This is a genomic window from Klebsiella sp. BIGb0149 (assembly GCF_004362605.1).
GTDB classification, from domain to species: domain Bacteria; phylum Pseudomonadota; class Gammaproteobacteria; order Enterobacterales; family Enterobacteriaceae; genus Klebsiella; species Klebsiella terrigena.
Genome location: NZ_SNYG01000008.1, coordinates 19,871 through 35,355 on the forward strand (window position 1 = coordinate 19,871; position 15,485 = coordinate 35,355).

The window sequence follows — 15,485 nt, forward strand, 5'->3', positions numbered from 1 at the left end:
ATGAAAAAAATGATTGTACTGCTGGCCGGAATATTTTTCTGCGGCGGGGTTTCGGCTGCACGGCTATGCTCTTATACCAATTCTGCGGGTAATGAGGGTCCTAATGGTGGCGTAGAAGAGCGTCAGGGTATGACGATGTACCCCAAGATATCAGCCGATCCGACTCTTCCGGTTGGTGCAATCCTTTATAGCCGAACGATAGGCGGGATGAATCTACATCACCGACTCTATACCTGCGGACCGGGAGCAAATTATATCGTCGCCGTGAGCAGGCCAGAGGTTCCGGGGATGAGCCTTCGCGGCATGCCCGTTTATGAAACCGGCGTTGACGGTATCGGTATTCAGTTCAGCGATATATTCTCGAGCCGGATCGGTAAACAGATCGTCGGACAGGCAGGAACCTGGCCAACGCCTTATGATAAATCCGCGCAGTTTCTCGCAACGCCGTACTTTTCTGCCTGGTTAGTTAAAACGGGCCCCATTGATACCAGCGGGGCGACCAACATCAACGTCGAAATTGAGTTTCGCGTGGCAGACCCGGCCGACCCGGGATATGCAAGAAAAGGCGCTATCTACTGGGTAAACCCCAAAACAAATAGAGCAATTTCCTTTCGTAATGAGAGCTGCAATATTTCGCTTAAAGGGCCGACCACGGTCAATCTGCAAAGAATTGCCAAAAGCGATCTGCTGGCGCTTGCTCGCGGTGCGACAACCGGCAAAGGTAAAGCAATTGATATGAATATTTCCTGCCCAACGGATATGCAAGGTAAGAAACTCACCTACTGGTTTAACCCGAAGGGAGCGGTTGCCGCCGATCCAGGGGTACTGGAAAATACCATCCCCGTCATACCGGGCGGTGGCGGTGGCGCCAATAACGTTGGGATTATTTTGAAAAAAGATAACTCTCCGGTGAAGTTTTTCGATACCGATGCCTACACTATTTCATCCCTGAGTCTTAATCAGGACATCAGCTTTACCGCTGATTATTTCCGCATGAATAATGATATTTCTGACGGACTGGTGAAAGCGGTTCTGGAAGTCGTTATCCAGGAGGATTAATCCCGGTATTCAGAGTATAAAATGCCCTCAGCAAGAGGGCTTAAACGATTGGTGTAGATACGGGTATTTTGAATAACGTTGCCAACGCCTGCCGCATGAACCTCCGCATTCGGACGTTAACAGCCTGCCCGACTCAGCAACCAAACGACTCGCGAGGCCCTTATCATTAATTAGGCCAGCCCTGAAGTTCAGGAGACCTCATGCCGCCCTGGCTCATTGCCGCTTTTTTATATATCTGGCCTGTGCGCTCCCTTGAAAGGCTCAGGACGAAGGGGCTAGCGGGCCTTAACCGGACGTCACGAAAGAGTATGTTTAAATAATATAATAATAACAAAATTCATTTTACAGTTATTACGTTCACGTGCTTATGCTTGTCTTTTACCAGGAGATAAATAAAATGGCAAACGACAGCAATAAATCATATAAATTAATAACGGACTTGCGCACCAATTATATCATTAATGAATGCGTAGAGTTCCAGCCAGCGACAAGCACTTTACGTAATATCCACACACCCGACCTTAAGGTTACGCTGAATTTACCCGCCGGACGCTGTTTGCTGCTATTAATTAATCACGCAGGTAGTGTCGTCTCGCAGCAGGATTTTATGGATATCGTCTGGAAACAGAGCGGCATGCGAGTCACCGCCAACGCCTATTACCAGAATATCTCGATTCTCCGCAGAGGCCTTATCCATGCCGGGCTGGAGGATAATGTGATCATCACCCTTCCCCGGATTGGGCTAACTCTGGCCTCCGGCACGCAAATCCGTCAATCAGTCGCGGACGCATCCCCTGGCTCAGGAGGCACAAAGAAACTGTTCCACAGTACATCGATCGCAGTGGTTAAAGACACTAGCCACGAGGAGATCGAACGCGCATCAATGAGCATCGGCGAATATGGCTTAAAAAATGAGCCGGCATGGCCGGGAGATGGCAGTAAGCCCCTTCCAGCCACGCTTATCAGCGTTAAGAGACGCAGGCCGGTTTTCACGATAAAAAATAGCGTTCTTCTGGCGGCAGGAATCGCCGCGATGGCCACACTTCTCTCATACATGGCGGGTATAAAAGAAAGCTATTTTTCTGGCTATGAAACGATAACCTCGACCCAACGCTGCCATGTTTTATCGGCAGAACCGACATCCGACAGCCAGAAAAAAGCAATGCTCAGCAAATATGGCGAACATATCACCCGCGATTGTCGGAACTACCCTTGGGTATACGTGACGACAGGTGCAGACCTCCCCAGAACCTCGATCATCCGCTGCAATAAACCCTTCGCACAATCGACCTCGTGTATTTCCGAATACTTTATTGAATGATGGCAAAAGCGTTGCGCCATCATTTCACCGCATCGCCGGGTTAAAACATAAAGTAAAAGTCATGTTGGGATCGATCTTAACTTAATCTTATTTCAGACAATCTGCTGTCAGGCCCATGCAGACGCGTAATGGCAAGCCGATGATTCACTTCTGTTATTGATGGAAGGAATATCCTGCCCGCGATAGCCCGACCAGACAGGCTCGTTGATTCAAAGCAATTATATAAATAAGAATTTTCGCCAGGGGCCAGAGTATGCAGCGCTTAATCTATCACTTATACTTTTATCTAAATGTGAAAATATCTTAATTTTATCTGCATCTACCGGATAAATCTCACCTGCTGCTGAATGAGTTCTATATAATTAATGCATAGATATTACGTTATTAACAATACTGTTGAATTCCACCCAACGACCCGCAAGTTAAGGAATATTATCACCCCCACGAATATGGTCGTTCTGAACTCTCCGGCAAGCCGTTGTTTATTATTATTAATCGAGAGATCCGGCACAATTGTGACGCAGCAAGAGTTTATGTATAACGTTTGGGAAAAACTCGGGCTCGTTGTGTCAGCAAATACCTACTATCAAAACATTTGTCTACTCAGAAAGGGGATGAAAGAAATTGGGTTTACCAGCGACCCCATCACAACGATACCGCGTATTGGCTTAACGCTGGCCCTTGATACACAGATTCAAGCCATGGAATCCACGGACCCGCCAGCGTCAGACAATGATGACGGACAGGCAGCCGATGAAACGGTATTGTCCGCATCTTATGAAGAGTTGAACAAGGCGGACTCTGGCCATGCCAGCAGCTCGCAGGAGTCAGTCGAGTCCGTTGCCGATATACCGGCCTCAGCCCCCAACATCCCCGCTCCGCTGTACCTGCAAAAGAGAGACCTCGGCAGATTCAGTAAGCTTTTTTTTCTCATCACGATTCTTATCTTTTCTATCCTGCTGACGGATCTCAAGGTCATAGTGACCCACTTCCAGGACCAGCGTTACTTCGAAAACTATCAGCTCACCGTCAACACCAATGGCTGCCACCTGTTCCTCAATAAAGATATTCATAATACTGATGAACGAAAGAAAGCGCTTAACTACGGCGTTCAGTTCAAATCTGACTGCCAAAAGTTCCCATGGGTATATATCAGCAGATACGCCATGCTGCCCAGGGCTTCGGTGATTCGCTGTAATAAACCCATGTCCAGCCCGAACTACTGTATTTCAAACTATTTTATCGAGGATCATTAGAATGAGACATTACCGTGCATCGGTGTATGTGCTTTGTGTATGCTTATTTTTAACTTTAATACTGGCTGGTTATTCGTTGTGGCAGCGCTATCAGCCGCTTGAATTCACATGTAAAGCAAACTTTGTTCAGCACCACGCGGACGAGAATCTCTATGTCTCGTTAACGTACAGAATTAGCCAGGATAGCGGCATGCTCAGCATGAATGGCCGCTCCATGACTAATGGGGCGAACAAATTCAATCGAAAAATATTTTTCAACATTGCAAAGCACAACAACGTTTATCACCTGCACTCGGTTAACAATGTGGTCTTCCCTGATGAAACCGTTAACAACAGCTGGTTAGAGAAATATGAGCCTTTGTTTTTCGTTTACCCCAAAAAGGATATTTACGTGAAAATACTTGAACAACAGAACAGCTATTTATTTATATTCTCGACCTTGCCAGCCTACGTATGCCATAAGCAAAAAACTCTCTGAGCCATCATCGTCCTTTCAGGCCGCAGCGATCTTTGACCACCGACCATGACGGCAGATTCCTGCCTGATGATTTAAACGTGATTGTATTTCTTACAGTAGAACATCGGCATATTATGTAAGTAGATGACAGGATTATGATACTTATCGTACTCAATCTTCAGCGCAAGCTCTTTTCCTGCTTCATAAAAGAATGCAGGAAAGTGAAAATCCACATTGCTGCCTTTGCTGTTATCGGTACTCAGATACTCGACATACTGATTTTTAAGTATGTAAACATCATTATTTTTCACGTATGTAAAATTAATGACTCTGCCAACCTGCGACTGCACGCCATTCTCAGCGGCGATGGCGTGCACCGTGAGCTCACCTTTATCATTGGCCAGGATGAAGCCAAAATTTGAATCCAGACGAAAACCATCATGCAGTAAGGTATGACGACTCTGGCATACAACTTTATTATTTGAATCATCTATATTAAAGAAATAAACTGCAGCAAACACCGCCGCGATCGGTAAAGTTGCCAGGTAATATATCTTTGTTCGCATCACTTTACCTTTATGTTTTTCATTACCGTCAGCGAGCGGCAGTTTTGATTGTTTTTATCGTAAGCCAGGCAATACATTAAGTTTAATCGCGTATTCATGGGTGACGCGGTAAAATAAACGACTTCGTTATTCGTACATGACAGCCCCAGAGTGCCGAGGATTGCCTTAATCTCAGAGGATGAATATGTCCGGCTTGCCGAAAATAGGGTACAGCCATCGGAAGAGATCTTGATATAGTCAGAAAAAGCGTCGCCGCCAGCCCCGGAGCGATGATTAAGCATCATCAATCCAGCCATCGCGGCTATGAAGGCAATCCCTGCATGTCTTAACCATTTATTTCCATTATTACTATCACTATTTTGCGAATTGCTGACTGGTTTGCTTTCATCTACCGCCGGAGCGTGTAATACCTCAGCCGTACGATTAAACACCGCCAGAGTATCATCAACTTCTGCCAGCGCTGGAATTTCACCCGTGATATTATTCAGCTCCAGGATCTCTTTGCCGTCAGGGTCGATTTTTACACTGTTGTCAATTTGTAGCTCAACATCTCCATCCGGATACAGATACGCTACTTTTACGCTATTATTAAACCTCAATCCGTGCCTTGGCACCGTATCAATAACGTCTGAAAACCCTATAATTGCAAGGGATTTTCGGAGATGTAAAATACACTGGTAATAAGTGTTATGGCTCACGCCGGCATTGCGCTTGCTTCCCCATCCGCAGAGGATCAGCTCTTCCTGAGAAACAATCTCTCCCTGGCGACGAAGTAACTTTTCCAGACAGCAGCTGGCAGGAAGATGTAGCTTAATTTCTTTTGCATTTAGCTTATCAACAATCACCCGCCGGGAAGGGACGAACGCAGCCCTCTCCCCAATAATAAAGCTTTGGATGTCATCTGTGCGATCCATATTACTACACCCTTAGCTACCAGTGTCTTTGAAATCAGTGAGTTAGATATTCTGCGAATGAAGAAAATTTTTCGCGCAAATATTAACCGATCAAATAAAGATTAACAAACGGAATTTAACTATGTTCCGATGTAGAAAATCCATATCGCAATACGCAAAATGCGAGGGATATCTATTTATTTCAGCAACATCCATAGACAGATTATCAACTTGTTTCTAAGTTGATACTGATGTAACTAATTATAAATTTAAATGCATCCCGTCAGGTTTTAAAAACGTTGCCGGGCTGATTAATTTATTAATAATTTCAGCCGATAAATCATACCATTATGAATTTGGATCGTTATCTGCCGGCGAACTATTCAGCCTGTATCCGTCCCTGCGCCTTCATTTTGGATGGCTAAGATGCATAGAAGTGGCGAACGCAAATGATAAAAGAAGCTGGAGTATTGCGACACCGGACGCCGTACTCGCCAGAAACATATTAAAACATTCAATAACCTTCTGAAAATATCAGCCAGCTTCAGCATCCTGAAAATATTACCTGATAGCAGGCGATCTCATAAAGCGGGGATGTTACGAAGCGACGCCAACCTTTAACTATTATCAAACACATAATTTACACCAGGCAAGCACTTCATTTACGCCATCCGCCTTCAGGTTTAAAAGACGCGATACTTTTATACCGACGTGTCTCATAAATATAAGCTCCCCGAATATTCAGCCATGCGAATTAATGGCAGATTAATTTTCACAATAAGGCAAACTGCGCCTGGTGAGGAAAAGATTGAGCGAACCGCCGATATGGAGAACGGATGGCAAAAACATCCAGGCAAAATCGGCGACCTGACCGACCGCACAGTACAATGGGATGCCTTCGCGCGAATGCGATTAAAGCGGTTAAGGATGTATCCGCTATCGTGGGCGCTGACCGCATCCGCTGTAATTCACGTGCTACGGGCCGGACAAGGGCCCCTGTTCCGATGAATACGAAGGGCCGCAGGCCATATGCCAAAGGCCCGAGAGCGTAACCCCCAGGGCAAACTGGCACTCTCGGGCAGAATTACTAAGCTTAATCAGGGAAACGGTTAATTTTACTTAGAGGGAGCGTATATGGGATTCTGGAGAATTGTTTTAACGATTATTCTGCCGCCGCTTGGCGTGCTGCTGGGTAAAGGATTCGGCTGGGCGTTTATTCTTAACATCGTGCTGACGCTGCTGGGCTATATTCCCGGCCTGATTCACGCGTTCTGGGTGCAAAGCCGCGATTAACCGACCGCACCAAACGGCGCCCAGGCGTCGTTTGGTGTATTAAACCCGGCACAAAAATAGTGACTATCTATTTTCGGGCTTAAAATGATAGGTTTCTTGAGCCGTTTGCAGCCACTCCCGATCGGAAATGATATTGTTCCTTTCAATCACGCTGAGCCAGCCGCCGTCGCCGGGCATGGTAATCAGTGCGCTCCCCGTCGACGCCACCACCGTATTGACCGAATCATTTTGCACCCTGAAAAGTGGGAATCCTTTACTATCCACGCACCAGTTTCCCTCCATCTTATTGTTGTTCGCCACGCAATAATTCACGACCATCGGATATAGATAGGGCCGCATATTGACGTACATGGCCCCGCCGATAAAAGGCGTTCTTGTTGCCGTGCTGTAGTGTTTTTCAAGATATTCAATTGCACCTCCTTTTAGCAATTTTTCATCCCCGACTCTTAACGTGCAGGAGATCTGTGACAAAGAAGCGATTATCAAAAGCAGCCATCTCATTATGGAATCCCTATCATTAGCGCTGGCCGAAATACGGCTATGTGGTCAACCTCTTACAACAACGTGCGGCGGCGCCCGCGTATCTATTCCGCCGCCGCGGAGCAATCCGCCTGCCGCTAAAACCCACGCGGCGTTTCGCGACGAAACCCGAGGCCGATGATGCGCCCCGCCAGCCGCGGCAGCCAGCGGCGGCGGCTGAGCCAGCTCATCAGACCGGAGCCGCCCACCGCGCGGCGTTTTTTCGTCCGGCGCTGGCTCATTTTAATTTGTAAAAACTGCGTGGCTTTGGTGGGAAAATCGCGCCGCCGCTGCACGCGCCGCAGATGTTTTAGCTGCAAACGCCGCTGGCGCAGCGGCAGGCTAACGGCGTTAGCCGCGGCCACCGCATCCTGAATCGCCAGATTGACGCCCACTCCGCCGATAGGCGACATGGCGTGCGCCGCGTCGCCGATGCACAGCACCCCCGGCTTCGCCCACTGCTCCAGCCTGTCGATGCGGATGCTCAGCAGCTTCACCTGCTGCCAGCCGGCAATCTCCTGAAAGCGATCGTCCTGAAACGGAGCAACCTCGGCCACCTGCAGCAGGAATTTTTCCAGCCCGCTCTCCCGGATCGCATCGAAGCTTCCCTTCTCGATCGCATACCCGCACTGCCAGTAATCGCCGCGATCGATCATGATGAAGTTGCGCCTTGGCCCGGTATGGCCCATCGACCACTGCGGATCCCCCGGTCGCTTAGTGAGCTTCATCCACAGCAGATCCCGCGGCATACCGAACGATCGGCTGCTGAGCCCCGCCTTTTCACGCACCACGGAACCCCGCCCGTCGGCGCCGACAACCAGCTGACAGGAAACGTCGATCGGTCCTTCCGGGGTCTCCGCCAGCACGCCGCACGCCCGGCCCTGCTCATAGCGCAGCTCGGCCATCCGCGCCGACTTTATCAGGGTGAAATGGGGAAAAGCGGCGGCGCGTTCGGCGAGGAAAGTGAGGAATTCCCACTGCGGCATAAAGGCGATGAATTTGCAGCGCGTCGGCAGGCGGGAGAAGTCCGCCAGCATCACGTTGCGCCCGGCGATCTCCGCCCACAGGTTTTCCGCGCGCTGGTGCGGCAGCGTCAGGAGATCGTCAAGCAGACCAAGCTGATGCATCAGCTCCAGCGTGGAAGGGTGAATGGTATCGCCGCGGAAATCACGCAGAAAATCATCGTGCTTCTCCAGTACCGTCACGCTGACGCCCGCCCGGGCTAACAGATAGCCGAGCATCAGCCCGGCAGGGCCGCCGCCTACGATGCAGCAGTCGGTGGCGTAGGACGCGATCGAGGGTGATGACATGTTCTTAACTCCCCCTGGAACGACCCGCCCGGTGAGTCGACGCGTCGTGGAATAATTGATAATGATTATCAATATCAGGTAAAACTGTCAACCCGTTACGCCATGCGGATCGTCCTCTGTTCAAGCGTCCGGCGGGCCGCCGTACGGGAAAATAGCCGGCGGATAGCGCCGGCCCCGCAGGTTTGCCACCAGATGAGAATTTTTTTCATTAAATCTCTGCCCGATTTTGTCGCCCGCGTGACCTCTCTACTGAGATTTCAGTTTCACACTTTCAGGGAACCAGTCGATGTCTATAAAAAACAAAAACGCCGCAAATCATCTATCCGGCAGAAAGCGGGCCGCCGGCAGAGTGCTCAGGCCCGCCTGCGGGCTGCTGGTCTTTGCCACCTGCGCGACCGCCGTCTTCTCCGCCCAGGCGCAGCCGCAGCCGACGCAGCAGGCCGATGTTCAGACTTTCGCCATTCCGGCGGGGGATCTGACCCCGGCGTTACAAAGTCTTGCCAGCAGCGCCCGGGTCATTCTGACCTTTACGCCGGAGCAAACCCGGGGGAAAAGCACCGCCGGCCTGCAGGGGCGATACGGCCTCTCAGAAGCCTTTAGCCGCCTGCTGGCGGGGAGCGGTCTCAGCGCCCGGCAGACGGCAAACGGCTACCGCCTGGTGGCGGCTGAACCGCTTGAGGAGCTGGTGATCCCGGAGCTGTCGGTGGTCAGCGGCTTAAGCGATAGCGTCTCCGCCGGCCGCTCGACCCTGAATCAGGAAGACATCGCGCGCGTGCAGGCCGATAACGTCGCCAGCCTGCTCGACCGCCTGCCCGGCGTCTCGATGGCCGGCTCGCCTCGCCCCGGCGGACAGAGTCTGAACATCTGGGGGATGGGCGATATGGAAGATGTCAACGTGGTGCTGGACGGCGCGCCCAAAGGGTTCGAGAAATATCGCCAGGGCTCGGTGTTCATCGAGCCGGAGCTGCTCAAGCGCGTTGACGTCGATAAAGGTCCGCACAACCTGCTGAACGGCAACGGCGGGTTTGGCGGCACCATTACGATGGAAACCAAAGACGCCGGCGATATGCTGGAGCCCGGTGAGAATTTTGGCGGCTTGCTGAAATATAGCTATCACACCAACGACCGCCAGGGGATCTACAGCGGCGCGCTATATGGCCGCACCGAGGAAGGGTTCGCCGACGGGCTGGTCTATTTCAGCAAGCGCGACGGGGGCAATATCAAGCGGCCTGACGGCACGCGCTTTGCCTACTCCTCCAACGATCAGGCCTCGTGGCTGGTGAAGTCGAACCTCTATCTGACCGATGCGCAGACGTTAACCCTGTCGGCAATGCGCTCCGAGTCCGACGGCTGGCAGCCTTTTGCCGCCAAGCGCGACGATATTAGCGCCCCCAGCCAGGCGGATATCGACCGTTACGGCCGGGACGAGGCGTGGCGGCGGATCCTGGTCTATCGCGATCAGGTGGACACCAACTATTCGGTAAAATGGAACCTGGCGCCGGAAGAGCAGCCGCTGCTGAACCTGACGGTATCTTACGCCCACTCGAAAACCGAACAGCATGATAAACGGCCGGACTCCGCGTCGCAGTACAGCTACCTGGGTTCTCTGGGGAACGAGAGCTGGGTGAGCTATGTCGATCAGCAGCTCGATATGAACAACGAGAGCCGCTTTAGCAGCGGCCCGCTCGATCATAAGCTGCTGTTCGGCGTGCGCTGGCATAAGCATAAGCGCGATACGCTGATGTACTACCCGGCGCAGAAGAACAGCGCCAGCTACAACTACGGCTATTTCCAGCCCTACTATATGCCGGCGGGCGAGCAGGAAACCCGCAGCGCCTACCTGCAGGACGCGGTCAGCTACGGCAGCCTGACCATCACCCCCGGCGTGCGCTTCGATCACGTCACCAATACCGGCCAGCCCAACCGCGCGCCGCGCTATAACGATAGCGATCCTGCCGCCGGGCATGATTACAGCAGCGTCACCTACACCGGCTGGTCTCCGCACCTGGGGGCGATCTGGAAAGCCACGCCCAACCTGTCGCTGTTTGCCGACGTCAGCCGCACCTGGCGCGCGCCGGTCATTGATGAACAGTACGAGGTTCAGTCGGCCAGCTCCAACGTTCCCGGCACCAGCCGCAACCTGAAGGTGGAGCGAATCACCGGGATACGGGTAGGTGCGGTGCTGGATTTCAACAACTTGCTGACGGAAAAAGACAGCCTGCAAATTCGTACGACCCTGTTCCGCAACCGCGGCAAGGATGAAATCTTCTATCGTCGCGGGGTGCTGTGCGACGCCGCCAGAAGCGGCGGGGAGTGCGGCCAGCCGCTGTCGAACTACCGTAACCTGCCGGGCTACACCATTGAAGGCGTGGAAATTGAATCCTTCTACGACAGCGATCGCCTGTTCGGCAGCTTCGCGTACTCCGCGATCCGCGGCAAGCGCGATGCCTCCCCGCGCGATCCCTGGGGCAACCAGACCTGGATCGCGGAAATCCCGCCGGTCACCGCCCACGCGGTGCTGGGGATAAAAGTGCCGCAGTGGGATGCGGCGTTTGGCTGGACCGGCGACTTTGTGCGTAAGCAGGACCGCTCCCCGGCCGACGGCGATCCGCTCGCCTCCGTATGGGCGCTGCCGAAAACCGCCGGCTACTCCCTGCACGGCCTGTTCGCCTCCTGGCAGCCCACGTCACTGAAGGGGTTTGAGGCCAGGGTGGCGGTGGATAATCTCTTCAACCACGAATATTACCCCTACCTCGGCGAATCCGTGTCCGGCGTCGGGCGGAATATTAAATTCAGCGTCAGCCAGCGTTTCTGACCTTTTACCCACGGGGAGCCGCCGGCTCCCCTGCTTCCCTCCGCCTGAATCCCCCGTCTAATGTAAATAATCAGCAATCTCTTGACACATAACTTACATTATCTTAATTAGTAATGATTCTTATTTTCATTTAAAGCGCTCACGTTTGGTATGCCGCATGGCCAGGAAAGATATTGCAATCGCTAACGGGTTTGCCCGGCAGCTCTACAGTGAACATCACGGCTGGCTGTGCCACTGGCTGCGGCAAAAGGTCGGCTGCGCCTGGCATGCCGAAGATTTGGCGCAGGATACCTTTATCAGCATCCTGCTCAGCCCGCAGCTCACGACCATTCGCCATCCCCGCCCCTTCTTAGCCACGGTGGCGCGCCGGCTGGTAGCCAACTACTACCGCCGCAAGCATATTGAAGAGCGCTATTTACAGGCCCTGAGCGAGCTGCCGGAAGCCGAATCCCCGTCGGCGGAAATTCGCCTGCAGGCGATCGAGATGCTGGAAAAGCTCGACCAGGCGCTGGACGGCCTGCCCGCGCCGGTGCGCGAAGCCTTCCTGCTGGCCCATCTGCAGGGCATGCGCTACTGCGACATTGCCGAGCGGCTGCGGGTCTCCGCCAGCTCGGTCAAACAGTATTTGCAGCGCGCGAACCTGCAATGTTTCTTTGCCTTATCATCATGATAGCAGCATGAGTCCTTCATCCACTCTCAATGAACAAAGCGCCCGCGAAGCCGCCATCTGGCTGACGCAGCTGATGTCGGAAGAGGCCAGCCAGCAGGATCGGGAAAACTGGCAGCGCTGGTATCAGTCGCGGCCGGAAAACGCCCAGGCATGGCAGCAGATCGGCGCCTTTTCCTCCGGTTTCTCCCTGCTTAACGGCATGGCTGCGCAGCAAAGCCTGTCCCGTCTGGACAACCCCCAGCGCCGTCGGCTGCTGAAGAGCATTGCCGTGATCGGGCTGACCGGCGCGGTGGGGATCGGCGCCGGGAACAGCCTCTGGCGGCCCTGGCTGGCGGACTATCGCACGGCGATCGGCGAACAGAAAAAGGTGACCCTGGCGGACGGCACGCAGCTGATGCTCAACACGCAAACGGCGGTCAACGTCACCTCTCACGACGACGGCCAGCGGGTGGCGCTGCTGAACGGAGAAATGATGGTGACGTCGCCGCAAAACGCCGGATTGCTGCGGCTGCGGCTGCCGCAGGGCGAGCTCGCCGCGCACAACGGCCGGTTCGCGGTCCGGCTGGGCGATACGCAAAGCGATATTGCGGTGTACCGCGGCCAGCTGATCGCCCGCCCGGCGGTGGAGAGCCAGAGCGTGACCGTCAGCGCGGGCTACGGTCTGTGGCTCAATGAACGCGGGTACGGCGCGCTGCACCGGGTACCGGCGGAACCGGCCTGGTTACAAGGGCTGATCGTGGCCGATGATATGCGGCTGGCAGATTTCCTCGACGAGCTGGGCCGCTATCGCCGGGGCTATATACGCTGCCGGCCGGAGGTCGCCAACCTGCGTCTGTCGGGGGTTTTCCCGCTCAATAACACCGACCGCATTCTTGATTCACTGCCTGACAGCCTGCCGGTCCAGATAAACTATCTGTCAAAGTACTTTGTCAGCGTCTCCTGAAGTCCTTTACTCTAATAATGATATTTTTATGGCGTTATATCCCGTTATTCCCACCAGACATGCCCTTTCCTGCCGGGCAGCGTGTCCTGTTTGTTATCCGACGCTGATTAACGTCGCGGCATTGCGCTCGCGACGACACGCTCTCCTGTACCGGTGGTAACTTTTCCATGTTAAATAAAAACGCACTCTCCGCTGTCCCGCTTTTCCCCCAGGAATGGGAGCGGGGAGCGGGAAGGCGGTGGACTTTCGCAGGTCTGCTGACGCTGCTCCTTCACGTGATGCTGCTGGGCTGGCTTTGCTATCAGTCCAGCCCGCGGCCGCCGCTACCGGCGGCCGCGCCGATGGTGGTGTTAATGCTGTCCAGCCAGACGCAGTCCGTCGCCAGCCCGGAGAAAATGCCGACCGGGGTACTCCAGACGCACGCCCTCCCCAGCAGCCGGCCCGTGACGCAGAAGGAGGAGGTGAAAGAGGAGACCCGCCCAGCCCTGACCCAGTCTCCGCAGGGCACGGAGCCGAAGACGCCCCCGGCGGTCAAAAAGAGCAAGCCCGCGAAGCGCAAAGACCCGACGCCGCCTAAAACAGCGGTTGAACGGGAGGTGACGCCGTCAAAAACGTCTGCCGCAGCGGATACCAGCGCGCCGCCTTCGATGAACGACAGGCAGGTTGCGGCGCCGCAGAACATGGCGGCGCCGCAGGCGAACCCGATGAGCTCGGACTGGAGCGGGCAGCTGCTGGCACACCTGAGCCGCTTTAAGCGCTACCCCGCCGTGGCGCTCCGCCAGCAGCGACAGGGGGTGGTGTATATCAGCATCACCCTGGATCGTCAGGGCAACGTGCTGGCGGCAAAGTTACTCCGCTCAAGCGGGGTGGATTCGCTGGACCGGGAAGCGGAGCAGCTGGCGAAGCGGGCCGCCCCGCTGCCTCCGCCGCCGGATGATATCCGGGCGGGACAGCCGTCGTTCAGCGTGACGCTCCCGATTCGTTTCGATCTCAGAGAGATGCGTCGGTGAAGAACGTACCGACGCGCATACGAGAAGCAGCAGCGCCCGGAGTACCCGGGCCGCACCTTCGCAAGCGGATCGTTCAGAACTTTGTACGAATCAGCTTCTTTCTGTCGATCGGGTTGCCCTGCCGATCGAAGTAACGACTCGGCCATATTTCCGCAGGGTCGATCCCCAGCGCCTGGGCGATGAGAAACTCGCCCTTGGGCCAGGGGCGGGATAGCGTGTTGGCCAGCGTTGACGAGCTCAGCCCCGCCTGGCGCGATACCGCCGCCAGCGACAGGTTACGTTTTTTCAATTGCGCAATAATATCAGCCGGATGCATATCGGTTCTGTTCATCTCATTCATTCCTTTGCGTTAGTGAAGTCGTTCATATTCTCGCCACAACACTAAGTAATACTTAGTACATTTTCAACTAACAGCTACCAAAATCGTGATTCTGTTTCCAGCCTTTCAGGATCACCATGCTGCCGCACCGTTTAAAAGAAGCCCGTCTCAGAACGGGACTTTCCCAACAGAAGCTGGGTATCCTCGCGGGTATCGATGAGGCGACGGCGAGCGCACGGATGAACCAGTATGAACGCGGCATCCATACCCCCGATTTCGCGCTGGCCTGCCGACTGGCGGAAGTGCTGAATATCCCGGCCTGTTATTTTTATACGGTCGAGGACGATCTGGCAGAAGTGGTGGCGGGCTGGTATCAGCGCTGAGACGAGCGGGTTTATTCGTAGGATGAGGCGGCGAGACTGACGTTTTTCCCGATGGTTGGTAATAATATCTGACGTTAAACCATTTCATTATTAATAAGAAAACAAATCCATTCATTTATTCTATTCATGCGCTAAACACATAAAGATTAAATATCTTCCCCTGCATCTTAAAATAAGCCAGAAGGCGCCGATTAAGTTTTATTATCCGCTGGACTTTGTCTTTATTACTGGATAAGTTTACAGGTGTTATTTAACGCAATGCGGATGTGCGCCAACACACCCGCATCGCTCATCACAATCACTATTAAGTGGGAATAGCAATTATGACTGAGACCGATTGTATTGCAGATTCATTCGATGCAGAAGCGCCGGTGAAAAATAAGCGCCAGCTTACCGTGAGCTATGCGAGCCGCTTTCCGGATTATACCCGTATCCCGGCTATCGTTATGAAGGGCCAGTGGCTGGAGGCGGCCGGGTTCGCGACGGGTGCGAAGGTAGAGGTTCGGGTCATGGCGGGCTGTATCGTGCTGACGGCGGTTGAGCCGGAACCCGAGCTGGAAGAAGCGATGCGTCGGGTGGAGAAGCTGTCGGCGAGGAAGCAGAAGCAGGTCCGGGAGTTTATTGGGGTGATTGCGGGGAAACGGGACATAAAGAATTAATGCTTCTGCGCT

16 protein-coding genes are annotated in these 15,485 nt (G+C 53.6%); 11 read left to right on the forward strand and 5 right to left on the reverse strand.

The window, feature by feature from the left end; translation table 11 throughout:
- From EDF75_RS23020 to EDF75_RS23035, 4 genes are all read left to right on the forward strand, one after another.
- Positions 1-1,059 carry a fimbrial protein gene (locus EDF75_RS23020; protein ID WP_166646232.1) on the forward strand — a complete coding sequence of 353 codons (1,059 nt, stop codon included), beginning with the start codon at positions 1-3 and terminating at the stop codon, positions 1,057-1,059.
- 397 nt (positions 1,060-1,456) lie between these two features.
- Entirely contained in the window at positions 1,457-2,380 is a 924-nt protein-coding gene (locus EDF75_RS23025; protein ID WP_241722374.1) for a winged helix-turn-helix domain-containing protein, read from the forward strand.
- 449 nt (positions 2,381-2,829) lie between these two features.
- Positions 2,830-3,636, forward strand: coding sequence for a winged helix-turn-helix domain-containing protein (locus EDF75_RS23030; protein ID WP_279538263.1), 807 nt, complete (start codon positions 2,830-2,832; stop codon positions 3,634-3,636).
- 1 nt (position 3,637) lies between these two features.
- On the forward strand, positions 3,638-4,114 hold the full coding sequence (locus EDF75_RS23035) for a hypothetical protein (protein WP_133601003.1): 477 nt from the start codon (positions 3,638-3,640) through the stop codon (positions 4,112-4,114).
- Between the two features lie 71 nt (positions 4,115-4,185).
- Here the strand turns inward: EDF75_RS23035 and EDF75_RS23040 are convergent, their stop codons facing one another.
- Both EDF75_RS23040 and EDF75_RS23045 read right to left on the reverse strand, forming a co-directional pair.
- On the reverse strand, positions 4,186-4,659 hold the full coding sequence (locus EDF75_RS23040) for a hypothetical protein (RefSeq protein ID WP_133601004.1): 474 nt from the start codon (positions 4,657-4,659) through the stop codon (positions 4,186-4,188).
- Positions 4,659-5,573 carry a winged helix-turn-helix domain-containing protein gene (locus tag EDF75_RS23045; protein ID WP_133601005.1) on the reverse strand — a complete coding sequence of 305 codons (915 nt, stop codon included), beginning with the start codon at positions 5,571-5,573 and terminating at the stop codon, positions 4,659-4,661. The genes EDF75_RS23040 and EDF75_RS23045 overlap by 1 nt, the downstream gene beginning before the upstream one ends.
- 1,113 nt (positions 5,574-6,686) lie before the next feature.
- Here EDF75_RS23045 and EDF75_RS23050 point away from each other — a divergent pair.
- Positions 6,687-6,845 carry a YqaE/Pmp3 family membrane protein gene (locus EDF75_RS23050; protein WP_045853240.1) on the forward strand — a complete coding sequence of 53 codons (159 nt, stop codon included), beginning with the start codon at positions 6,687-6,689 and terminating at the stop codon, positions 6,843-6,845.
- A 63-nt stretch (positions 6,846-6,908) separates the two neighbouring features.
- On the opposite strand, the gene EDF75_RS23055 is transcribed toward EDF75_RS23050, so the two are convergent.
- Together EDF75_RS23055 and EDF75_RS23060 are read right to left on the reverse strand one after the other, a co-directional pair.
- Positions 6,909-7,346 carry a hypothetical protein gene (locus EDF75_RS23055; protein WP_133601006.1) on the reverse strand — a complete coding sequence of 146 codons (438 nt, stop codon included), beginning with the start codon at positions 7,344-7,346 and terminating at the stop codon, positions 6,909-6,911.
- A 116-nt stretch (positions 7,347-7,462) separates the two neighbouring features.
- Positions 7,463-8,674, reverse strand: coding sequence for an FAD-dependent oxidoreductase (locus EDF75_RS23060; RefSeq protein WP_133601007.1), 1,212 nt, complete (start codon positions 8,672-8,674; stop codon positions 7,463-7,465).
- 286 nt (positions 8,675-8,960) lie between these two features.
- Between EDF75_RS23060 and EDF75_RS23065 the strand changes: the two genes are divergently transcribed.
- The 4 genes from EDF75_RS23065 (at position 8,961) to EDF75_RS23080 (ending at position 14,112) form a co-directional block, all read left to right on the forward strand.
- Positions 8,961-11,489, forward strand: coding sequence for a TonB-dependent receptor (locus EDF75_RS23065; RefSeq protein ID WP_133601008.1), 2,529 nt, complete (start codon positions 8,961-8,963; stop codon positions 11,487-11,489).
- 157 nt (positions 11,490-11,646) lie between these two features.
- Entirely contained in the window at positions 11,647-12,159 is a 513-nt protein-coding gene (locus EDF75_RS23070) for a sigma-70 family RNA polymerase sigma factor (protein WP_128879188.1), read from the forward strand.
- A gap of 7 nt (positions 12,160-12,166) precedes the next feature.
- Entirely contained in the window at positions 12,167-13,102 is a 936-nt protein-coding gene (locus tag EDF75_RS23075; RefSeq protein ID WP_133601009.1) for a FecR domain-containing protein, read from the forward strand.
- A 167-nt stretch (positions 13,103-13,269) separates the two neighbouring features.
- Positions 13,270-14,112: an energy transducer TonB gene (locus EDF75_RS23080; protein ID WP_243733550.1), complete on the forward strand. Its 843-nt coding sequence runs from the start codon at positions 13,270-13,272 to the stop codon at positions 14,110-14,112.
- A 73-nt stretch (positions 14,113-14,185) separates the two neighbouring features.
- Here EDF75_RS23080 and EDF75_RS23085 read toward each other — a convergent pair whose 3' ends face one another.
- Complete coding sequence (locus EDF75_RS23085) at positions 14,186-14,443, reverse strand: helix-turn-helix domain-containing protein (RefSeq protein WP_133601010.1); 258 nt, start codon at positions 14,441-14,443, stop codon at positions 14,186-14,188.
- 125 nt (positions 14,444-14,568) lie between these two features.
- Between EDF75_RS23085 and EDF75_RS23090 the strand changes: the two genes are divergently transcribed.
- Both EDF75_RS23090 and symE read left to right on the forward strand, forming a co-directional pair.
- Entirely contained in the window at positions 14,569-14,814 is a 246-nt protein-coding gene (locus EDF75_RS23090; protein ID WP_133601011.1) for a helix-turn-helix transcriptional regulator, read from the forward strand.
- Positions 14,815-15,137: 323 nt separating this feature from the next.
- Positions 15,138-15,473 carry an endoribonuclease SymE gene (symE, locus tag EDF75_RS23095; RefSeq protein WP_133601012.1) on the forward strand — a complete coding sequence of 112 codons (336 nt, stop codon included), beginning with the start codon at positions 15,138-15,140 and terminating at the stop codon, positions 15,471-15,473.
- The last annotated feature ends 12 nt before the right edge of the window (positions 15,474-15,485 follow it).

What these genes read in the sequence shown, in the direction of transcription:
- EDF75_RS23080 (WP_243733550.1), top strand. Translation starts at nt 13,270, where the DNA reads ATGTTAAATAAAAACGCACTCTCCGCTGTCCCGCTTTTCCCCCAGGAA.
- EDF75_RS23020 (WP_166646232.1), top strand. Translation starts at nt 1, where the DNA reads ATGAAAAAAATGATTGTACTGCTGGCCGGAATATTTTTCTGCGGCGGG.
- EDF75_RS23070 (WP_128879188.1), top strand. Translation starts at nt 11,647, where the DNA reads ATGGCCAGGAAAGATATTGCAATCGCTAACGGGTTTGCCCGGCAGCTC.
- EDF75_RS23065 (WP_133601008.1), top strand. Translation starts at nt 8,961, where the DNA reads ATGTCTATAAAAAACAAAAACGCCGCAAATCATCTATCCGGCAGAAAG.
- EDF75_RS23035 (WP_133601003.1), top strand. Translation starts at nt 3,638, where the DNA reads ATGAGACATTACCGTGCATCGGTGTATGTGCTTTGTGTATGCTTATTT.
- EDF75_RS23040 (WP_133601004.1), bottom strand. Translation starts at nt 4,659, where the DNA reads ATGCGAACAAAGATATATTACCTGGCAACTTTACCGATCGCGGCGGTG.
- EDF75_RS23055 (WP_133601006.1), bottom strand. Translation starts at nt 7,346, where the DNA reads ATGAGATGGCTGCTTTTGATAATCGCTTCTTTGTCACAGATCTCCTGC.
- EDF75_RS23090 (WP_133601011.1), top strand. Translation starts at nt 14,569, where the DNA reads ATGCTGCCGCACCGTTTAAAAGAAGCCCGTCTCAGAACGGGACTTTCC.
- EDF75_RS23075 (WP_133601009.1), top strand. Translation starts at nt 12,167, where the DNA reads ATGAGTCCTTCATCCACTCTCAATGAACAAAGCGCCCGCGAAGCCGCC.
- symE (WP_133601012.1), top strand. Translation starts at nt 15,138, where the DNA reads ATGACTGAGACCGATTGTATTGCAGATTCATTCGATGCAGAAGCGCCG.
- EDF75_RS23085 (WP_133601010.1), bottom strand. Translation starts at nt 14,443, where the DNA reads ATGAACAGAACCGATATGCATCCGGCTGATATTATTGCGCAATTGAAA.
- EDF75_RS23025 (WP_241722374.1), top strand. Translation starts at nt 1,457, where the DNA reads ATGGCAAACGACAGCAATAAATCATATAAATTAATAACGGACTTGCGC.
- EDF75_RS23030 (WP_279538263.1), top strand. Translation starts at nt 2,830, where the DNA reads ATGGTCGTTCTGAACTCTCCGGCAAGCCGTTGTTTATTATTATTAATC.
- EDF75_RS23045 (WP_133601005.1), bottom strand. Translation starts at nt 5,573, where the DNA reads ATGGATCGCACAGATGACATCCAAAGCTTTATTATTGGGGAGAGGGCT.
- EDF75_RS23050 (WP_045853240.1), top strand. Translation starts at nt 6,687, where the DNA reads ATGGGATTCTGGAGAATTGTTTTAACGATTATTCTGCCGCCGCTTGGC.
- EDF75_RS23060 (WP_133601007.1), bottom strand. Translation starts at nt 8,674, where the DNA reads ATGTCATCACCCTCGATCGCGTCCTACGCCACCGACTGCTGCATCGTA.